Source organism: Alkalimonas collagenimarina, from assembly GCF_030717845.1.
Classification (GTDB): Bacteria; Pseudomonadota; Gammaproteobacteria; order Enterobacterales; family Alteromonadaceae; genus Alkalimonas; species Alkalimonas collagenimarina.
On sequence record NZ_JAUZVZ010000039.1, the window covers coordinates 1 to 16,550 of the forward strand.

14 protein-coding genes are annotated in these 16,550 nt (G+C 41.7%); 2 read left to right on the forward strand and 12 right to left on the reverse strand.

The genetic code is table 11. The features are described 5' to 3' along the window. A partial coding sequence (locus Q3O60_RS17070) for a transporter associated domain-containing protein (protein ID WP_305895142.1) occupies window positions 1–423 on the forward strand: 423 nt, incomplete at its 5' end. A gap of 33 nt (window positions 424–456) precedes the next feature. Here the strand turns inward: Q3O60_RS17070 and Q3O60_RS17075 are convergent. From Q3O60_RS17075 to Q3O60_RS17090, 4 genes are all read right to left on the reverse strand, one after another. Next, window positions 457–963 (reverse strand): CIA30 family protein, encoded by a 507-nt coding sequence (locus tag Q3O60_RS17075; protein WP_305895143.1) that lies wholly within the window; start codon window positions 961–963, stop codon window positions 457–459. Between the two features lie 236 nt (window positions 964–1,199). Next, window positions 1,200–1,721: a hypothetical protein gene (locus tag Q3O60_RS17080; protein WP_305895144.1), complete on the reverse strand. Its 522-nt coding sequence runs from the start codon at window positions 1,719–1,721 to the stop codon at window positions 1,200–1,202. A gap of 36 nt (window positions 1,722–1,757) precedes the next feature. Continuing rightward, window positions 1,758–2,996 (reverse strand): tyrosine-type recombinase/integrase, encoded by a 1,239-nt coding sequence (locus tag Q3O60_RS17085; RefSeq protein WP_305895145.1) that lies wholly within the window; start codon window positions 2,994–2,996, stop codon window positions 1,758–1,760. Window positions 2,997–3,107: 111 nt separating this feature from the next. After that, window positions 3,108–4,712 (reverse strand): hypothetical protein, encoded by a 1,605-nt coding sequence (locus Q3O60_RS17090; protein ID WP_305895146.1) that lies wholly within the window; start codon window positions 4,710–4,712, stop codon window positions 3,108–3,110. A gap of 409 nt (window positions 4,713–5,121) precedes the next feature. Between Q3O60_RS17090 and Q3O60_RS17095 the strand changes: the two genes are divergently transcribed. After that, window positions 5,122–7,284 (forward strand): TonB-dependent receptor family protein, encoded by a 2,163-nt coding sequence (locus tag Q3O60_RS17095; RefSeq protein WP_305895147.1) that lies wholly within the window; start codon window positions 5,122–5,124, stop codon window positions 7,282–7,284. Between the two features lie 184 nt (window positions 7,285–7,468). Here Q3O60_RS17095 and Q3O60_RS17100 read toward each other — a convergent pair whose 3' ends face one another. The 8 genes from Q3O60_RS17100 to Q3O60_RS17135 all read right to left on the reverse strand — a co-directional run. Further along, complete coding sequence (locus Q3O60_RS17100; RefSeq protein ID WP_305895148.1) at window positions 7,469–7,948, reverse strand: hypothetical protein; 480 nt, start codon at window positions 7,946–7,948, stop codon at window positions 7,469–7,471. Continuing rightward, complete coding sequence (locus tag Q3O60_RS17105; RefSeq protein ID WP_305895149.1) at window positions 7,945–11,154, reverse strand: efflux RND transporter permease subunit; 3,210 nt, start codon at window positions 11,152–11,154, stop codon at window positions 7,945–7,947. Before Q3O60_RS17105 ends, Q3O60_RS17100 begins: the two co-directional genes overlap by 4 nt. Window positions 11,155–11,169: 15 nt before the next feature. Then, window positions 11,170–12,477 (reverse strand): efflux RND transporter periplasmic adaptor subunit, encoded by a 1,308-nt coding sequence (locus Q3O60_RS17110; protein WP_126873340.1) that lies wholly within the window; start codon window positions 12,475–12,477, stop codon window positions 11,170–11,172. Window positions 12,478–12,490: 13 nt separating this feature from the next. Continuing rightward, a complete protein-coding gene (locus tag Q3O60_RS17115) occupies window positions 12,491–13,837 on the reverse strand; it encodes a TolC family protein (RefSeq protein WP_288389430.1) in 1,347 nt (448 codons plus the stop codon). Between the two features lie 68 nt (window positions 13,838–13,905). Further along, window positions 13,906–14,283 (reverse strand): hypothetical protein, encoded by a 378-nt coding sequence (locus Q3O60_RS17120; protein WP_305895150.1) that lies wholly within the window; start codon window positions 14,281–14,283, stop codon window positions 13,906–13,908. Between the two features lie 19 nt (window positions 14,284–14,302). Beyond that, window positions 14,303–15,214, reverse strand: a complete 912-nt coding sequence (locus Q3O60_RS17125) for a cation diffusion facilitator family transporter (protein WP_020746027.1) — start codon at window positions 15,212–15,214, stop codon at window positions 14,303–14,305. A 111-nt stretch (window positions 15,215–15,325) separates the two neighbouring features. Continuing rightward, window positions 15,326–15,559 carry a YgaP family membrane protein gene (locus Q3O60_RS17130; protein WP_020746026.1) on the reverse strand — a complete coding sequence of 78 codons (234 nt, stop codon included), beginning with the start codon at window positions 15,557–15,559 and terminating at the stop codon, window positions 15,326–15,328. Between the two features lie 9 nt (window positions 15,560–15,568). After that, window positions 15,569–16,550 (reverse strand): hypothetical protein (locus Q3O60_RS17135; RefSeq protein ID WP_305895151.1); only part of this gene is annotated, 982 nt, incomplete at its 5' end.

Here is a 16,550-nt window from a genome sequence, read left to right on the forward strand (position 1 = left end):
ACGGTACCGCCTTCGGCTGAATTTCTTGGGGTGATCCGGCAAGGGGAATGGATTATGACCCGGGAAAACCCAACATTCAGGTTAAAAGACAGCGTGCTTATTTTGTGCAAAATGAACGATGTGCAAGCCATCAGTACCGTGCTTGCCAGCACCGCCAAGGTTGGTGGTTTAACCCAAAGTGATTTCTTTGGCGATTTCGTGTTGAATGCTCAAATTACGCTGGATGAATTGGACTCCTTCTATACCATTGCTTTACCTGAGCACGACAGCCACATTACCTTAGCCGATTACATCACCGATAGATTCCACCGGCGCGTAGTGGTTGGCGATCAGGTTAGTTTAGATAGGCTGGTGTTGACCGTGCGGCAAATCAACGACAATGGCGATATCAAACTGGTCGGTATCAAGCCAAAAGAGTCCTAGGGCGTGTCAGATAATGGATATGGTTTATTGGTGTTAAATCGATTGCAATGAAGAAAAATCAATAGAATACAATATAATATCGAATTCTCCGCTATTTTTATCTGCCAACATCACGCTAATATGGCTTACATCAGCAAAGTTCAGTGGTGGTAAGTTTCTAACCCGACGGCCCCGAAATTGACCAACAAAAGAGTTTGGTTGAAAATCGTAAGACGGCTGATCCACGCTGGTTTGAAAATTCGCCACATAAGCAACACCACCAGGAATAAACGGTGTTTTCAATCGAAGCTGATAGGCTCGGCCATCAGCGGCAAGATGTAAGGTAATGCGATTATAATCAAATACTGGCAGTGCTTCAGCCAATCGAAATTGTGCAGAGGCAAAGCCGCCATTATTCGCAAGTGATAACTCTCCATAAAAGCGCAAGCCAACAGGTTCAGCCACAGGCTCAACAAAGCCACGAGAACGACCACCCATAACGGTGTCATGCACCATTTGTACATTGGTAAAGTGGTCCGGGTTCGAAAACTGAAGTTCCATAGTACCTAGCGTCTGTCCAATAGCAGGTTGATTTACGATCATCGCATGCGAGTTTATGCTGGTGAAAAGGCTGAACTACCGTTTAGGTCACTGATTTTCGATAATTTCACCTAAGCACTTAATTTATATATATAAATTAGTTGATTTTACTATTTTCAGCTAGCGTTACCGCTACTGTTATTGCCGAGTAGAATTTCATTAGAATTACGAAGCCCTTAGGCCTACTATCATGAATTTTATAAGAGAACACTTCTGGATTTTGGCCATAACTTTCCGTATAATGTATTAATTTCTTCGGAATTTTTAGAGCTTAGATCACGTAATTCATTGCTCATGACAAGTGCTGGGCCTTCCCATTTAGTTTGAGTGTGATAGTAATATAAGCCACGTGCTATATGTGATAACACGCTATCAAAACGTTTTAGGTCGATTGAATACGCGGCGGTATGTTCTACTTTTCCATCTGGATGTTTCAGCATTACACGTTGATAATTATCTAAAACGTTCGAATACGTGTCAGGACGCCTTTCAATTGCCCGCATAATCTTCGTGTTAAACAGTTGCTCCTTTATGTCGTTTCCATGAAAGCACGTAGATAGACAAAATACTAAATATTCATCGTCTCTACTTTTATTATTATTGTGTTCCTGACAAGATGGCACTGTTATTAGTTCTTTGCGTAGACTGAATTCCCCAAGCAAATCTTTTTGTTTGGGAAATAAGGCTTTTGGTGGTATATGCTCTTTCGTTGTCGCCAAAGCGTCGCACATGTAACATGTATTGGTTCCCATTAACTACTCGACTTTTCTATCTTTACCAGATGAGGCACGTTTTTTTCGCTCAACTTGGACATATACTGTATCGGTGGTGGCACTACTAGCATGGCCTAGATCTTCTGACAGATCCTTGAGCGGTCTATCACGCTCAATTTCCATGCTTGCACCCGTATGGCGCAAATAGTGTGTTGTAGCTTCATTTAGTTTTTGAGCCTGGTCTAGACCTTGTTCTCTTTTCATTTTTTCATATGCTGCATCAAATAGTTGTTGAATGAGCCTACTTATCTGGCGACTTGTTAGCCCGCCACGACCTCTTATTTTCTCTACCAATACGGTTTGCTCTCCCTTTGATGGCAGCAGCGATAGGCCGCGCCACTCGCGATAGCGTTTTAAGTAACTCAAATAACCCAGCGGTACGGTAATATCGCGTATTTTCTTACCTTTACCGTATACTTTAAACCACCAATTATTATCTTCATCCGTCCAAAAATGACTCATTACGGGTGTCCAATCTTGTCGTTCTGAAAGCTCAGATAGCCGAAGAAACAAGGTTTTCATTGTAGATATAATGAATAAATTTCGTTCAAAAAGGGAGTTTGTATCGGCTAATTCGACCGCGGTATCGAGCAGATATTGCCACTGATGCTCTGTTAGCCGGCTGATAGTTTTTACCTGGCTATCTTTTATCATGTGCTTGCAATCACGCTTCGCTAATGGAATGGGATTGCCAAAGCAAATTTCCTCATCAATCAGGTGTCGGTAAAATGAACTAAGCGCAACAAACGTAGATTCTAGGGTTTGTAGAGAAGGTTTGTATTTTTTTGGATCAAGTACACGGTCTTTATCATATTTTGGCGGTGTTTGCCTAAATGGTGTCCATTTAAGGTTTGAAGCAAAATAACCGTTGTTTAAACTAAATCTGTCATGTAGCTGAGTGCTTATCCATTTAACCGGCGGCGCGACACAAAAGTCAATATACCGCAAAATATCAGCTTTGCGTAAATCGTCGACAGGTTGTTTATCAACCATAAATACCCAGAGCAAAAACTTTTCGATGTCGTTTCGAAAACGCACATAGGTATGCTCAGATTTGTTGCGGCCGATATACAGCAGGTAACCCTTTGCCCAGTTCCAATGCTGCTTCATCCATGCAGGTTGATTATCTAGATAGGCAGACAGCTGCGGATAGTCATTAAGACTGAGCTCAATCAGTTCAGCATAGGTTGGAAACAATGGTGTGGGTTTAGTCGTGGCCAAAACGTTTAGGTTTGTCGATTAACATAGTAACAATATAACTTACCCTTTACCCTATGTCTAATACTGAAGAGTATTAGACATAGAAGATTATTTCTGTGCGTTGTCGACAAACTAACTATCGAATGGATTCAGACCTTTCTCTCTGAATTGCTGGAGTATAAACTTTTCGGCTTCGTCGACAATGTTATTTATATCAGAATTATCTATTTCAAACACGAAATCTTTTACATGATCGGCGTTTTTAAATCGCCCACTATATGCTGCGTTTTTGCCATAAGAAAGCTCGCCTTGGAAAAGGTAAAGCGATACCAATACCTTGTCAGAAAAATTTACTTTACAAGAGAATATAACAGAATCAAAAAGCTTAATTTCTTTTTCATTAAAGTGTCGTGTTCTTTCATCGCCAAACTCCATTGTGACGGGCTCTGCAAATTCAAACTTATCTTTACTATATAAATAGAGTTTTTCCTGCTTATCCCTGAGTTCCCTGCTTGATATCATGGCATCGTTTAAATTCAAACGCGACGCCCTGTTATATAGTGCATCAACTGCACCTTTAAAATATTCAAACTCTTCAGGAAATATTGGCTCTTTGTAAGATAATTTCATTGGTGCCATTTTCTCCTCTTTATCAGCCGAGTTGATCGCTATATAAAACTCATTGGTCTTGTTGCTTTCTAGCATAAGTTCATTTAAGAGAGAAAATTCTTTTATAGATGTTATTACTTCGACTTGAAAAATATCAGTAAAATTAAAACTCGGATTCATACAGAGTTCTCCTGATATATTCACAGTCTCAAGGACCAGATCAAAAAGTGGCGTTTTGATGCGATGCTTACTTAATTCTTCAGGGATAAATGATGGCGTTGAGAATAACCTACCCGGAAAGTGGTATTGTTTTCCGTGTGGTTCAAGCGATATGCTTACCGTGACGATAGGTTGCAAGTCCTCTTTTGGCCCAATCTTTAGTGGCATTTCGGTTGCATCTTGAGAAGACACTTGGTTCTCACTATCTGCTATGCCCATTGTCGTTGAGTAAATCTGACTAACCCCTTGAAAGCTAACATCAAAACCGATCAATGCGTCAACAAATCGCTTAATATTCGTTTCACCACCTTTGATGTTTAAGGTCACTCCAAATAGACCTGTCTCCTTTTCGAAGCTATTTAAATATGACACCTTTTGGGCAATATACTCTTTAAAATCTTTCCCGACATACTTATTTATAGCCTCACGAAGACTAGGGCCTGTCATTGATATTAGGTGTTGGTTACCAAACTTAACGGTATATTTATTCTTATTTAGCCGAAATTTTTTGTTTTTAAGTTGCCTTTCTCGTAATGTTACGAGTATCTCTCTGCTAAGAGACTTATCAATTTCTCTCAAGTATCCCCTACTCGGTAATATACCATCATCACCATACTCAAAATACATGACAAATGAAGCACCGCTGAACTGAATTAGGTTCAGTAGGTTAGAAAATGTTAAAGAAACAGACATCTTAAAAGTCTGAGACGCTTTTACTTGAATACGGCCTACGAAATATGAATGGTTTGAAAAACAGAAATCGTCACCTCGAAAGTTTTCAATTTCTATATCCCAACCGCCTTTATCATCGTCAGATGAGTTGGCTATAAAACCGGTATCCTTACACAATAACAAGAACGTATTTTCGCCCATTTTTCCTAAATCATCTGATATTCTCTTTGTGCTCATGTCGATTTATAAGCCTTGACTCTAAACAGCAGTTTCAATAAATTTCAACCGAAAATATCAAATTTTAGGTGTTTTTTACAATGTTAGATTGTTAACACCTAACTTTATTAACGCTAATGCGGATTTCGCGGGGATGGGCACAAAACCCCTTTTAGGTTCGTTTTGCGCGTTGTTGTCATAATTTAGTGTGAATATCCTGTATAGCCTTTTTTATTTAAGCGATAAGGCAACAAATACTCTTCAAATTACCCTAAATAGGTGCGTATTTCAATCGCGTTAGCTTACCAGCGTGTTTTGCTTACTCGTCATCAATAATCATTGTTGACGAAGTAATATATCTTGATAAACTAAATGATAATAGTTATCATTGGTATTCATAAAGTAATATCCACATATATAAGGAAAATTTGTGTTAAAACCTTTATCACTCTCACTAGTCAGTCTATGCTTCATATCTACAAGTGCCCATAGCGCTTCTGTTACTAACAAATCAATGACTAATAGCTCAGAGAAAGACATCGTTTCCGCTAAGCCTCAACACATAGAGCACATTGAAATCAAAGGGGATGCAACTATTAACGATGCTTTTCCATATAATCTAAACACCATATCTGATAGCAAAATATTGGCTGGCAAAAAAGTATCAATAGTCGATTTAAGCTTGCAACCCACGTTTGTGGAGCCAAACTTACGCCAAGTATTTTCCCGACTACCGGGGCTCTTTGTTTCAGACCAAACAATTCCAAGCATCTATAACGTAAACTATCGCGGATTAGGCAATCCCCATGAATCTGAATTTGTCGCGTTTTACCAAAACGGTATCCCATTGGCTTCCGACATGTTTGGATATGCAACTATTTATTACATCCCGCCTGCTCAGCGTATTGAACGTATAGAATTTGTTCGCGGTGGTGCAGGTTTGTTGTATGGCCCACAAATAGGACCTACGATTAACTTTTTAACTTCACGAGCAAATGCTGACTTGCCTGACAGTGCATTGACTGAACACTCCTTTGGAAATAACGGCTTTTACAGCACCTATAATGAGGTAAGACTTTCTCAAGGTGATTTAGGATTCATGGCAAGCGTTGACCATAGGACTTCTAGTGGTCAACGAAGCAATGAAGACTTTGAAGTAAACTCAGCCTATCTTGGTGTTTCTTATAAGGGGCTCGATGACGTGCGTCTAGGATTCGATCTTGATATTTACCAATCCGATTCTGGAGAGGCGGGGCGCCTTTCCTCTTCTGAATTTAATCAAAATCGATATTTAGTAAAAACGCCCTTTAACCGCATCGAAATCGATCGTGTGCTCGCAACGTTAACGTATGACCAACAAATTAGCGACGATGCGACGTTAAATGGGAAATTTTGGTATTCATTTCAAGACCGTTTCAGTCGTCGTTCATCTGCCTTTTATGAGGCTGGATCAGAGCCAAACACAACTAACATTGATCAACAAGAATTTACCACATTTGGTCTTGATGCTCGTTTCGCGCAAGCGTGGGGAGTTGATCACATCTTCACATTAGGCACGACACTATACAGGGATGACAGTCCTCGTACCCGCTATATTAGCAATGACATTCGTTCAAATACACAACGACCAGAAGACTTGCTGTTTGAGCAAGACCGGAAACTAACTTACAGTGCAATTTTTATCGAAAACTTATTTCGATTCGGTGATGTGAGTATATCCCCTACTTTACGGTACGAGAATATTAATTATGATTTATTCGAGCCGCTCAAGCGTGAAAGCCTTCAAAGAGATCCTATTGATATTGATAAAACGAATCAGGAGTTATTATACGGATTAGGTGCAAGCTACAGGTTAAGTGACAAAGCAGAGCTTTACGCAAATCTTTCTGAGTCATACCGCCCTCAAAGATTTGATGATTTAGCAAATCCCAATGCAGAACTGTCTGACATAAATAGACCTGAGATTTCTCGCGCTGAGAATTTTGAGGTTGGATTAAGAGTATCCCCAACCACGGGTTTTAATCTTGATATTAGTCTTTTCCAAATTGACTTTAGCGACAAGATTGAGCAATTACAGTTAACCGTTGTCGATGTCCAACGAGTGAATACTGGTGATTCAAAACACCAAGGTCTTGAATTTACAGCCGAATACAACGTGTTTCATGCATCAGGTAATGACAATGAACTTTTACTCTTTGCCAATGGTTCATTACTTGACGCAAAAATTACTCAGAGCCAGTCGAGCAGCTTAGTTGGTAACAGACCAAGCTTCGCCCCTGAGTACTTAATAAGAACTGGCTTCATTTATCAGCACCGGGCACTCAATGTGTCACTGACTGCCACGTTTGTAGATGACCAATTCTGGCAAGACTCAAACCTAGCGCGTGGCGAAGGGGCAGCACAAATAAATGCGATAGTTCCTAGTTACGAGGTGCTAGACTTAAGTGCAGATTATGAAATCAATGCGTCTTGGAGTATACAGGCTGGTATAAACAACTTACTTAACAATAATTATTATAGCAAAGTAAGAAATGATGGGATTGAGCCGGCAGCTGAGCGAAGCGCATACATTGGATTTAGAGTTAATCTGTAAATGTTAGGTAAACAATAGTATAGAAAGTCACGGTAGACTTACAGGTCTATCGTGAACGCTCGTTAATTACATTTTGTTCAAGTCTCAATAACTTTACAAGCTTCATCTGAGTGGTGGCGATTCACTATTATTTAACTTAAAATATCACTTTACAAGCAAAGCAGCGGTCAGTAAAAGACCCTGTTTACTCCTCCATCAAACCCGATACTGCAATTAGTTCAGCAGTGACAAAGGCATCTTTGGGAATAAAATCAAACTCAGAATAAAAGAATGCTCGTCCAAATCTGTTCCGAGACCAACGGCTTGTACCCACAAACTTTCTGTACCTCACTTGCTTAGTTTCAACTATCGTTCCTTCTTCAGAAGTGATGCTGATTAAGATATATCCTTCAGGTAGTCCATATGAACTGTAAGAACTCAACGTGCCTTGCACGGACCAACTTTCTCCTTTGGGATAAACCGAAACTGAAGAAAGCCTCCATTTTTGATTCTTTTGTTGTACGATTTCTGTTTTAAATGAGCTACATGATATCGTCATGATCGTGACAAGTATGAGAAACACTATTTTCAGATAACAAATAAAAATTTTATTCATGTCTATCTTCATTTGAATTAATGTCAGCCTGCTGATGCACATCGCACGCAGCAGGCCAACTGAGGTCAAGATGACACTCTTGCCATATCTTTTAACTTCCCTTTTGAAAACCAGGCAAAAAGCACAGGCAGTACAAAGAGCGTCAAAAATGTCGCGGTTACTAAGCCGCCTACAATAACACTTGCTAACGGTTTTTGGATTTCAGCACCCACGCCGTTAGACATTAACATTGGAATTAGCCCTAGCGCAGATGTAATCGCCGTCATCAACACTGGCCGAAGTCTTGATGTAGCACCATCGAATACAGCGTCAGATACTGATAATCCGTCTGCAATGCGCTGATTGATGCTTTCTACCATCACCACCCCATTTAGGACCGCCACTCCAAATAAGGTAATAAAACCTACGGAGCTCGGTACAGAAAGATATTGCCCTGATAACCAAAGTGAAAATACTCCGCCTATCACAGCTAGAGGCACATTCACGAGGATCAGCATTGCCTGACCAAACGAAGCAAAAGCAAAGTACAGTAGTAATGCAATTAAGCCCAACGAAAGCGGCACAACTAGTGATAATCGTTTCTGCGCCCGTTGTTGATTCTCAAATTGCCCGCCAATATCCACTGAATAGCCAGTAGGCAGTGCTAGCTGCTCATCAATAGATTGACGAATATCTGCCACCACGCTACCCATGTCTCGACCTTGAACATTTGCCTGGATAACAACTCGCCTCTGTACGTCATCACGTCTGACTTGCGGTGGACCAGAAGCAATCGTCACTTCTGCAACATCTCCTAAACGAACCCATGCACCTGACGGAGTTTGTAAGCGCAAGTCGGCTATCGTTTGACTGTTATTTCGAAATTGTTCAGCAAGCCTGACATAAATATCATAGCGCTCATTACCATTGATGATTTGGCCAGCGCTGGCTCCACCTAAACCTTCGCTTACGAGCTCCATTACATCACCCACGGCCAACCCATAGCGCGACAGAGCGCGGCGATTCGGTGTCACAATCAGTTGAGATTCACCGGCAATTTGCTCCATAGCAACATCTCTTGCACCTTCAACTTCTTTTACTAAAGCTTCAATGGCTTGGCCTTTTTCAGCCAAGATGTCAAGATCAGGTCCAAATAATTTAATGGCAAGTTGAGCTCTTACACCCGATAACAACTCGTCCACTCTTGTCGCGATAGGTTGAGAAAAATTGAAGAGCAAACCCGGATGTTGCTCCATTTTTTCTTCCATTAACGCTTGCAGTTCATAGCGGTTACTTGCACTTGTCCATTCAGGCACTGGCTTTAACCCGATATAAATTTCGATATTGTTTACAGGCTCAGGATCGCCTCCTATTTCGGCGCGACCGATACGCGACAATGTATAGGTGACTTCTGGAAACCCCATTAATATATTCTCAAGCTTAGGGGAGACCTCTAGGGCAGTATCTAAACTAGATGAAGGCGCTAAAGTAACACGCAAGTTAATGGTGCCCTCTTCCAGTTCTGGTACAAACTCTGTGCCAAGCCGAGGAAGCACTACACCAGCAGCGACTACCATAATTGCAGCAATTCCAATCACTACTTTTTTATGCAAAATTGCCCACGATAGCCCTTTGCGATACCCCGCGTCTAAAGGTTTCAACACAACGCTTTCTCGTGGTTTCACGCCTTTTTTAAATAGATACGTCGCCAATGCCGGTACAATAATCAGTGCAACTAATACCGCCGAAAGCATGGCCAACATAATACTAATAGCCATTGGTTGAAATAATTTTGCTTCAACGCCTTCAAAGCTAAACAAAGGCATGAATACCACAAGGATTATGGCTGTTGCGAAGAAGATAGGCCGGGCTACCTCCTTGCCCGCTTCTTGTAATCGCAAAGCGATACCGTGCGTATCATGGGACGAGTCTAATGGATCATCATCTTCAACATGTTCACCCAATTGTCTCTTGTGATCATGCTCAGCATCAGGGTGAGTCAAGTGTTTAAACATGTTTTCAACCATTACCACTGAGCCATCTACTAGCATGCCGATTGCCACTGCAATGCCCCCAAGCGACATAAGGTTGGCAGAAAGTCCAAACCACGACATGACCATTAAGGCAATACCAATAGAAATAGGGATCGAAATCAGGACTAAAAACGTGGCTCGTAGATTCATCAAAAATAAAGCTAGAATAACCATAATAAATACGAACGCTAACATTAGCGCATTTACAACCGTATCCACGGCTTGAGTAATTAAGTCAGCTTGATCGTAGAATACTTCAAAACTCACGCCATCAGGCAATGCTTGGTTAATTCGCTGAATACGAGCATTGACGCCATCAATTGTGGCTTTCGTGTTAGCTCCCATGCGCTTAAGTACAATGCCTGAGACGACTTCACCTAAGTTTTGAATGTTACCGTCGGCGTCTTTTCTGGTCATGGTGGCAGCACCCTGACGAATTTCGCTACCTAACTCAACGTTCGCCACATCGGATACAGTAATCGTTGTTCCGTCTACGGTTTTTAAAGGTACCTGACGTAATTGCTCTAACCCTTCCTCGCCATGATCTAACCAGCCAGTGCCTCTTATCACAAGTTGCTCCTGCCCTCGGTTCATATACCACCCCCCCACATTGGTATTATTCCGCTCAAGTGCTTCCATCACTATATCTTGAGTCAAGCCATATCCAAGTAATTGAGATGGATTGAGGTTAACTTGGTATTGGCGTACTTCCCCACCAAAAGAGAGCACATCCGTTACGCCATCGGCAGGAAGCAGCAGCAATTTCACCACCCAATCATTTAAACTACGCAACGCCATAGCGTCTAGGCCTGAATCGGGCTCAGCCAACAATAGATACTGATACACTTGCCCCAATCCTGATGTGTTGGGTCCCATTTCTGGCGTACCGACGCCCTCGGGAATTAACTCTTTAGCCGCTTGCAGACGCTCGAATACCAATTGACGTGCAAAATAGATATCTGTGTCCTCGCTAAACACAACGGTCACACCTGAAAGACCTGTTTTGGAAATAGAGCGCACTTCCATCACATCCGGTAAGGCATACATCACCGCTTCTATTGGATAAGTAATTAACTGCTCTACTTCTTCGGCAGCTAACCCCGGTGCTTCTGTATTGACAGATACTTGCACGTTGGTGACATCTGGAAATGCATCCAAATTCAGTTTTGGAATAACAAAAACCGCGCTGACTATTAACGTTGTCAGAGCAATCACCACTAACAAACGATTAGTAACAGCCCAATCAATTAATTTATTAAACATAAAGACTCCTCCTAATTAGTGGTTGTGTGGGTCAAAACCGCCTTTAGCGATTTGTGAAGCGACAAAAAAAGCACCTTCGCTTACTACGCGAGAACCCGGCTCTACACCGGTTATTTCCCGCAAGCCACCAAGCGCTCTTCCAAGTTCAACTTCGACGGGTAAAAACTCGCCGGGATGATCTTCTACAAATACCATCCAGTCTCCATCGGGCCCTCGCATTAGCGCACTTTCTGAAACAGCCATTACCGGCATTTTTGTCAGAAAACGGAAATACACCTCGGCAAATTGACCAGGATGCAAACGATGTTCAGGGTTGCTCACTAATAGCCGAACCGTTCTCGTTCGAGTAATTGGGTCAATGGTATGTGCCTCTTGTGTAACCGTTGCATCAACTGTGAAGTCTCCCACTTTGATTTGTGCCGGAGAACCTGCACCTAACCGCAGGTTAATATTCGATGGTAGATGCGCTTCTACCCAAAGTTCACTTTCATCTGCCAACGAGATCAACGGCTCTCCCGCATCAATACGCTGACCTTGTTCAAACGAGTCACTGAGTACCGCGCCATCAATTTCAGCACGTAAGCTATATTCTCCTAATGCTATTGATTGCTGTGAGGTGAGCGTTTTCAAATCTGCATCGGATAAACCATATGAGATTAATACTGCACTAGCCGCTTCAAAATTAGCTTTTGCATCAATGTAGCGCTGCTCTCCAACAGTTTTTCGACCAAGTCCTTTTACTCTTTCCCATTCTGGATATGTTGTTCGGTAATTGGCTTGTGCTTGCGCAACGGTTTCGCTAAAAAGCGTGACAAGCACTTGGCCTTTATTTACCCTGTCTCCCAATGCCACATGACGACGCGTGACAACGGATGCCACTCTGGGTGATACTCTATAGCTGCTATAGCCGTTTGAAAATATTTCACCCGGTGCATACAAAGTATAATTGACAATTTTGGGGCTTAGTGTGCTTACTTTAATGTTGGCTAATGCCATTTGATTGGAGTCTAACGATGCAGAAGCAGTTTCATCATGCTCTTCATCATCTTTATCCTCGTTTTCACCTTTATCATGAGCATGTTCGCTTTCGTGATCATCATGTTCATCGGCACCCTCGCCTCCATGCTCATCAAGCTTTTGACCATCTTGTAGTTCATGTTCTTCATGACCATCATCAGTATGTTCGTCATGTTTATCTTTTATGCTTTTATCGATGCTTGTTACCGTTTCATTGTGAGCATGCTGTTGATCAGACTTTTGTGCGAAACTTGGTGCAGCGCCGACAAATGTGGCGATGAAAACTGCTAATACTGTTTTATTCATTTTGTTAATCCTGTTACTCAATTGAGAAATCGTGTTGAACTGGGGGCAAGTCGATAAGACGACCTGATTGCAGCATGAGATTTTTTAATGCTATGCGCGTTTGCTTTTCGAGCTCTATGCCAGACAGTAAACTTTCTGCGCGTTGATTCAGTGCAATAAGGTAGTTAGTCGTTGATAAATCGCCACTGCGCCACTGCTTCTCTAACAAATCACCACTACTCTCGATGCGACCCTTTACCAATGATTGCCATTGCGTAAACTGTAGGTTGTAGCTTTGCCACGCGCCAAACGCTCCTTTTAAATCGAAACGAAGTTTCCGATACTGCGCTCTAAAACGTGCTTCAGTTTCTAACGCCATGCGTTCTGCGGCGCGAGTTTCTGCACTGTAATCGTTGCGAATGTTTAACGGTATGGAAAAGGTCAGCCCAACGGTGTTTTCTCGCGCTTCCTGCCCTGCATTAATACCAAAAGTAGGATTTGCTTTTGCACTACGTCTAGTGACTTCTGCTTCTTCTTTTTGCGTGAGCCATTGCGCATAAGCGCTTGCTACTTTTGGGTGTTTTAGTAATTCTTCATCAGACGGATATGTAGCATTAGAAGGCCAAAAGTCGTCGGGTATAATCCCTCGCTCTGGCTCCCAATCAGGAAGTAACTCCCGCACCATTGCTTCGGCCATTTGAAGTTGAGCCTCTGCTCCCGCCACTTGAGCAAATTGTTTCGATAACGACAAAAAGGTAAGCTCTGCATCGATACTCCCTAGATCACCAGCCGCTTGACGTATTTCGACCAATTCAAGTAACGAATTAAGTTGCTGTTGTTGTGATTTTGCAATTACAGCGGCACTTCTTGCTGCACGCCAATTGATTAATGCATCAATAGCATCAGCTGATTTGTTTAAAACGACTTCTTGGTATTGAGCTTGTGCAGCAGTGCGCATAAAACCCGCTTTTTGTCGCCTTGCGCCTTGCCTGTCCCAAAGGTCGATTGTCTGTTCAACACCCACGCTGTAGTCATTGTTATCGCCATTACGCGTATAGTCAGTTGACAATTCAGGGTTATAAAGGGCTCGTTCAGAAGCATCAGCGAGCGCACCTGTGCTTAACAATTGTTCTTTGGCCGCGACAATATCGGGATGTTTGTTTATCTGTGAAGAGAACCAACTTTCCCAGTTCTGATTTTGCGCATGAGCAAAAATCGGTACAAACAATAAGCAAGTGCACAGCAGTTTGGTGCCATTAAATGTAAGTAAGCTAAGCCGTCTCAATGATGTGGCTTTTGTTGTTTGAATACGCTTAAAAGGCGCAGATAGCAGTGGCGACCTGACATGCAGGTCACGCCCAATAAAATGAGTAAGATTCATAATAATCCTAAAATTAAATAATAACGGACGTCGCGTTTAAGGTTATCGCGACTAGCTTTAAACAGAATTTAGGATTTTTGCTTAGGTGGGCGCAGTAAGCGGTTGATAGGTGCGTCTATAAGAGCATCTAGATAGTTAAAGTTGTGGTTTGACACCACGTGATGGTGTTTATTGATACTGTCATGACCGACCCACTGAACATGTGTACCATGGCAATGACCACAGTGATGACAGTCGGCTGGATTATGCTGCCCCTGTACTTGGTCGGTACTTGCATCTTGCGTACTTGTTGATGACAAACTCTTATCATGCTCAGCATGATTGTGTTCATGTTGAAAATGTTGAGTGTCTATTGCATCAAAATCTAACGAATTGGCCACAGCAGAAAACGACTGAAAGAGTATCAGCGAGATCATGATGTAACATATACGTTTTAAATTTTTCATAACAAGTAGCATACCAAACCTATTTCATTTCGTCACGACATTGTTCATCGGCAAATTCTAGCTCAACTGTAGTATGTTCAAAATGATACTTGGCTAATGAGCTTTGTATGCTCTCTTTTAATGACTGAATGTGTTCAACACTAACTTCTCCTTTTAAGACAAGGTGGACAGTCATAACATTGCGCTCTCCGTCTAACGACCAAATATGAAAATGATGGAGGTCGCTTACCTTATCGTTTGCAAGCAAGTCGTTTCGGATTGTTGACATTTGCTCTTCATCTGGCGTTGCCTGTAAAAATAGCATCAGGGTTTCTTTTAGGTTACGAAACACATTGAAGAGGATGAACAAAGTGAAGCCAATGGATAAGATGGGATCTAAAATCGCCCAAGGCTTGAACATTAAGACGATGGATACGATAAATACTGCCACCCAACCGAGAACATCTTCTAACAAGTGCCAATTAAGCACTCGTTCGTTTAATGACGTTCCTTCGCTTAGTTTATAAGCGGCAAAACCGTTTACTGCCATACCAAAAATAGATAAGGCTAACATTCCCTCTACTTGGGGCATTTCAGGCTCTGCTAAACGAGGGATTGCTTCAAACAAGATCCAAATAGAGCCTATGGTCAATACAACTCCGTTGATTAACGCCCCCAATAGTGAAAACCGCTTATAGCCATAGGAAAAAGTGCGATTGGCATCTTTATCGCTAAGTTTATTTAAGCCCCAAGAAGTACCAATCGACAAACTGTCGCCCAAATCATGCACCGCGTCAGCCATGATAGCGGTGCTGTTGGTTAGCCAACCACCAATAAATTCGATGATGGTGAACACCACATTTAGAAGGAACGCCCAGCCAATGCGCTTTGATGCATCGTCTGAATTGCCATCTGAGTGCGTATGGCTATGTGAATGATTATGACTGTGCATGTTTAATTTCCAATAATGCATTTACCTTATTATGTTTGTATGGATTCACTTAGCATATAAAACCCCGTTCTTTATCTTGTCTTATATCTATTGAATAGTGACTTTTTTGCATTACTCTCGATGTGTAGATACAGCTTCAAGCGCAATCTCCCTCTCACTTTTAAGACCGAATAATTTTTTGAGTATAATGGTTGCTGGACAAAAGCCCGTAAAGCTTTGTTGGAACAAATTTACGCCGACAAAAACAGTGAACCATACGAAATATGGGTGTAGCCAAATAGTTAGAATAACAGACAACAAAACCATAAAACCTGCAAATGCAGTGAGTGCTCTCTCTGAAGACATGACAACTCCTTAATAAAAATACCGAAAACGAACAAAAAAATTTGAGGCATCCTCGAACTGTCCCCAAAAAGTAAAAGGTTGTTTACCATAAAAAATGTTTAAACCACCTGATAATCGCCATAAATCAACAGGGCTATATTCTGCACTAACTTTTAAATAACCATCCTTATCTGTGGTTGAATAAAAGTTAAAGGCATTTAATACCAATGCTTGCTGCATACCTTTATAACGCAATCTTTGCGTAAACCATACTCGATGTTGTTTAGGCTCAAATTTAGGCGTCAGTGAATTTTGAATCAACGCTTGATGATCGAGGATGCTTTCGGTGTATAGTTGGAGGCTTCCTTCGAGGTTTCCAACAATTTCCTGTTCATATCCGAGTAACCATCGAGCTTGCCCATTAGGTACTAACGGGTTATCGCCATTTTTATCATCAACCGAATCGTAATAAGCAAATTCGGCATTAAATATACCATTTCCCAACGTAGTGCGAAAGCTTGCTCCGTAGACGTTCAATGATGAAAATGTAGGTCTATAGTCTTGTGTAAGACTATTAGGGCTTTTATGAAATCCACTGTAAAAATACCCCGCGTACTCTGATGTGCCTACCGATTTATATAGCCTCAACGCATACTCAGGCGATTGGGGTCTCAGGGGAGGAGTGACATCAAAACCTAATGCTACCTGAGTGGCTGCAGTGGGGAGAAAAAATGAAAAATAGTCGCCATTGATGTATACGTCAGGTTCAAATTCAGGTGTCAAAACTACATCTAGATTAAACACATCAAAATACGCCGATACCTTTGCAGACAATGATGGAGACTTTAAATATTCAACCTCTCGTCCCGCAAAAAATGATTGAAAGTCTTTCGGAAAAAGATCGTTTAAAAAAACATTATCTCCAGTTCCCCACGTCAAAACTTGTTGACCAACCTTCGCATCAAATCTGTTTCCCCATGCACCCAAAAAACCAAGGCGAGCCTCCCATGTA

What these genes read in the sequence shown, in the direction of transcription:
- Q3O60_RS17075 (WP_305895143.1), bottom strand. Translation starts at nt 963, where the DNA reads ATGGAACTTCAGTTTTCGAACCCGGACCACTTTACCAATGTACAAATG.
- Q3O60_RS17090 (WP_305895146.1), bottom strand. Translation starts at nt 4,712, where the DNA reads ATGAGCACAAAGAGAATATCAGATGATTTAGGAAAAATGGGCGAAAAT.
- Q3O60_RS17105 (WP_305895149.1), bottom strand. Translation starts at nt 11,154, where the DNA reads ATGTTTAATAAATTAATTGATTGGGCTGTTACTAATCGTTTGTTAGTG.
- Q3O60_RS17110 (WP_126873340.1), bottom strand. Translation starts at nt 12,477, where the DNA reads ATGAATAAAACAGTATTAGCAGTTTTCATCGCCACATTTGTCGGCGCT.
- Q3O60_RS17115 (WP_288389430.1), bottom strand. Translation starts at nt 13,837, where the DNA reads ATGAATCTTACTCATTTTATTGGGCGTGACCTGCATGTCAGGTCGCCA.
- Q3O60_RS17120 (WP_305895150.1), bottom strand. Translation starts at nt 14,283, where the DNA reads ATGAAAAATTTAAAACGTATATGTTACATCATGATCTCGCTGATACTC.
- Q3O60_RS17125 (WP_020746027.1), bottom strand. Translation starts at nt 15,214, where the DNA reads ATGCACAGTCATAATCATTCACATAGCCATACGCACTCAGATGGCAAT.
- Q3O60_RS17130 (WP_020746026.1), bottom strand. Translation starts at nt 15,559, where the DNA reads ATGTCTTCAGAGAGAGCACTCACTGCATTTGCAGGTTTTATGGTTTTG.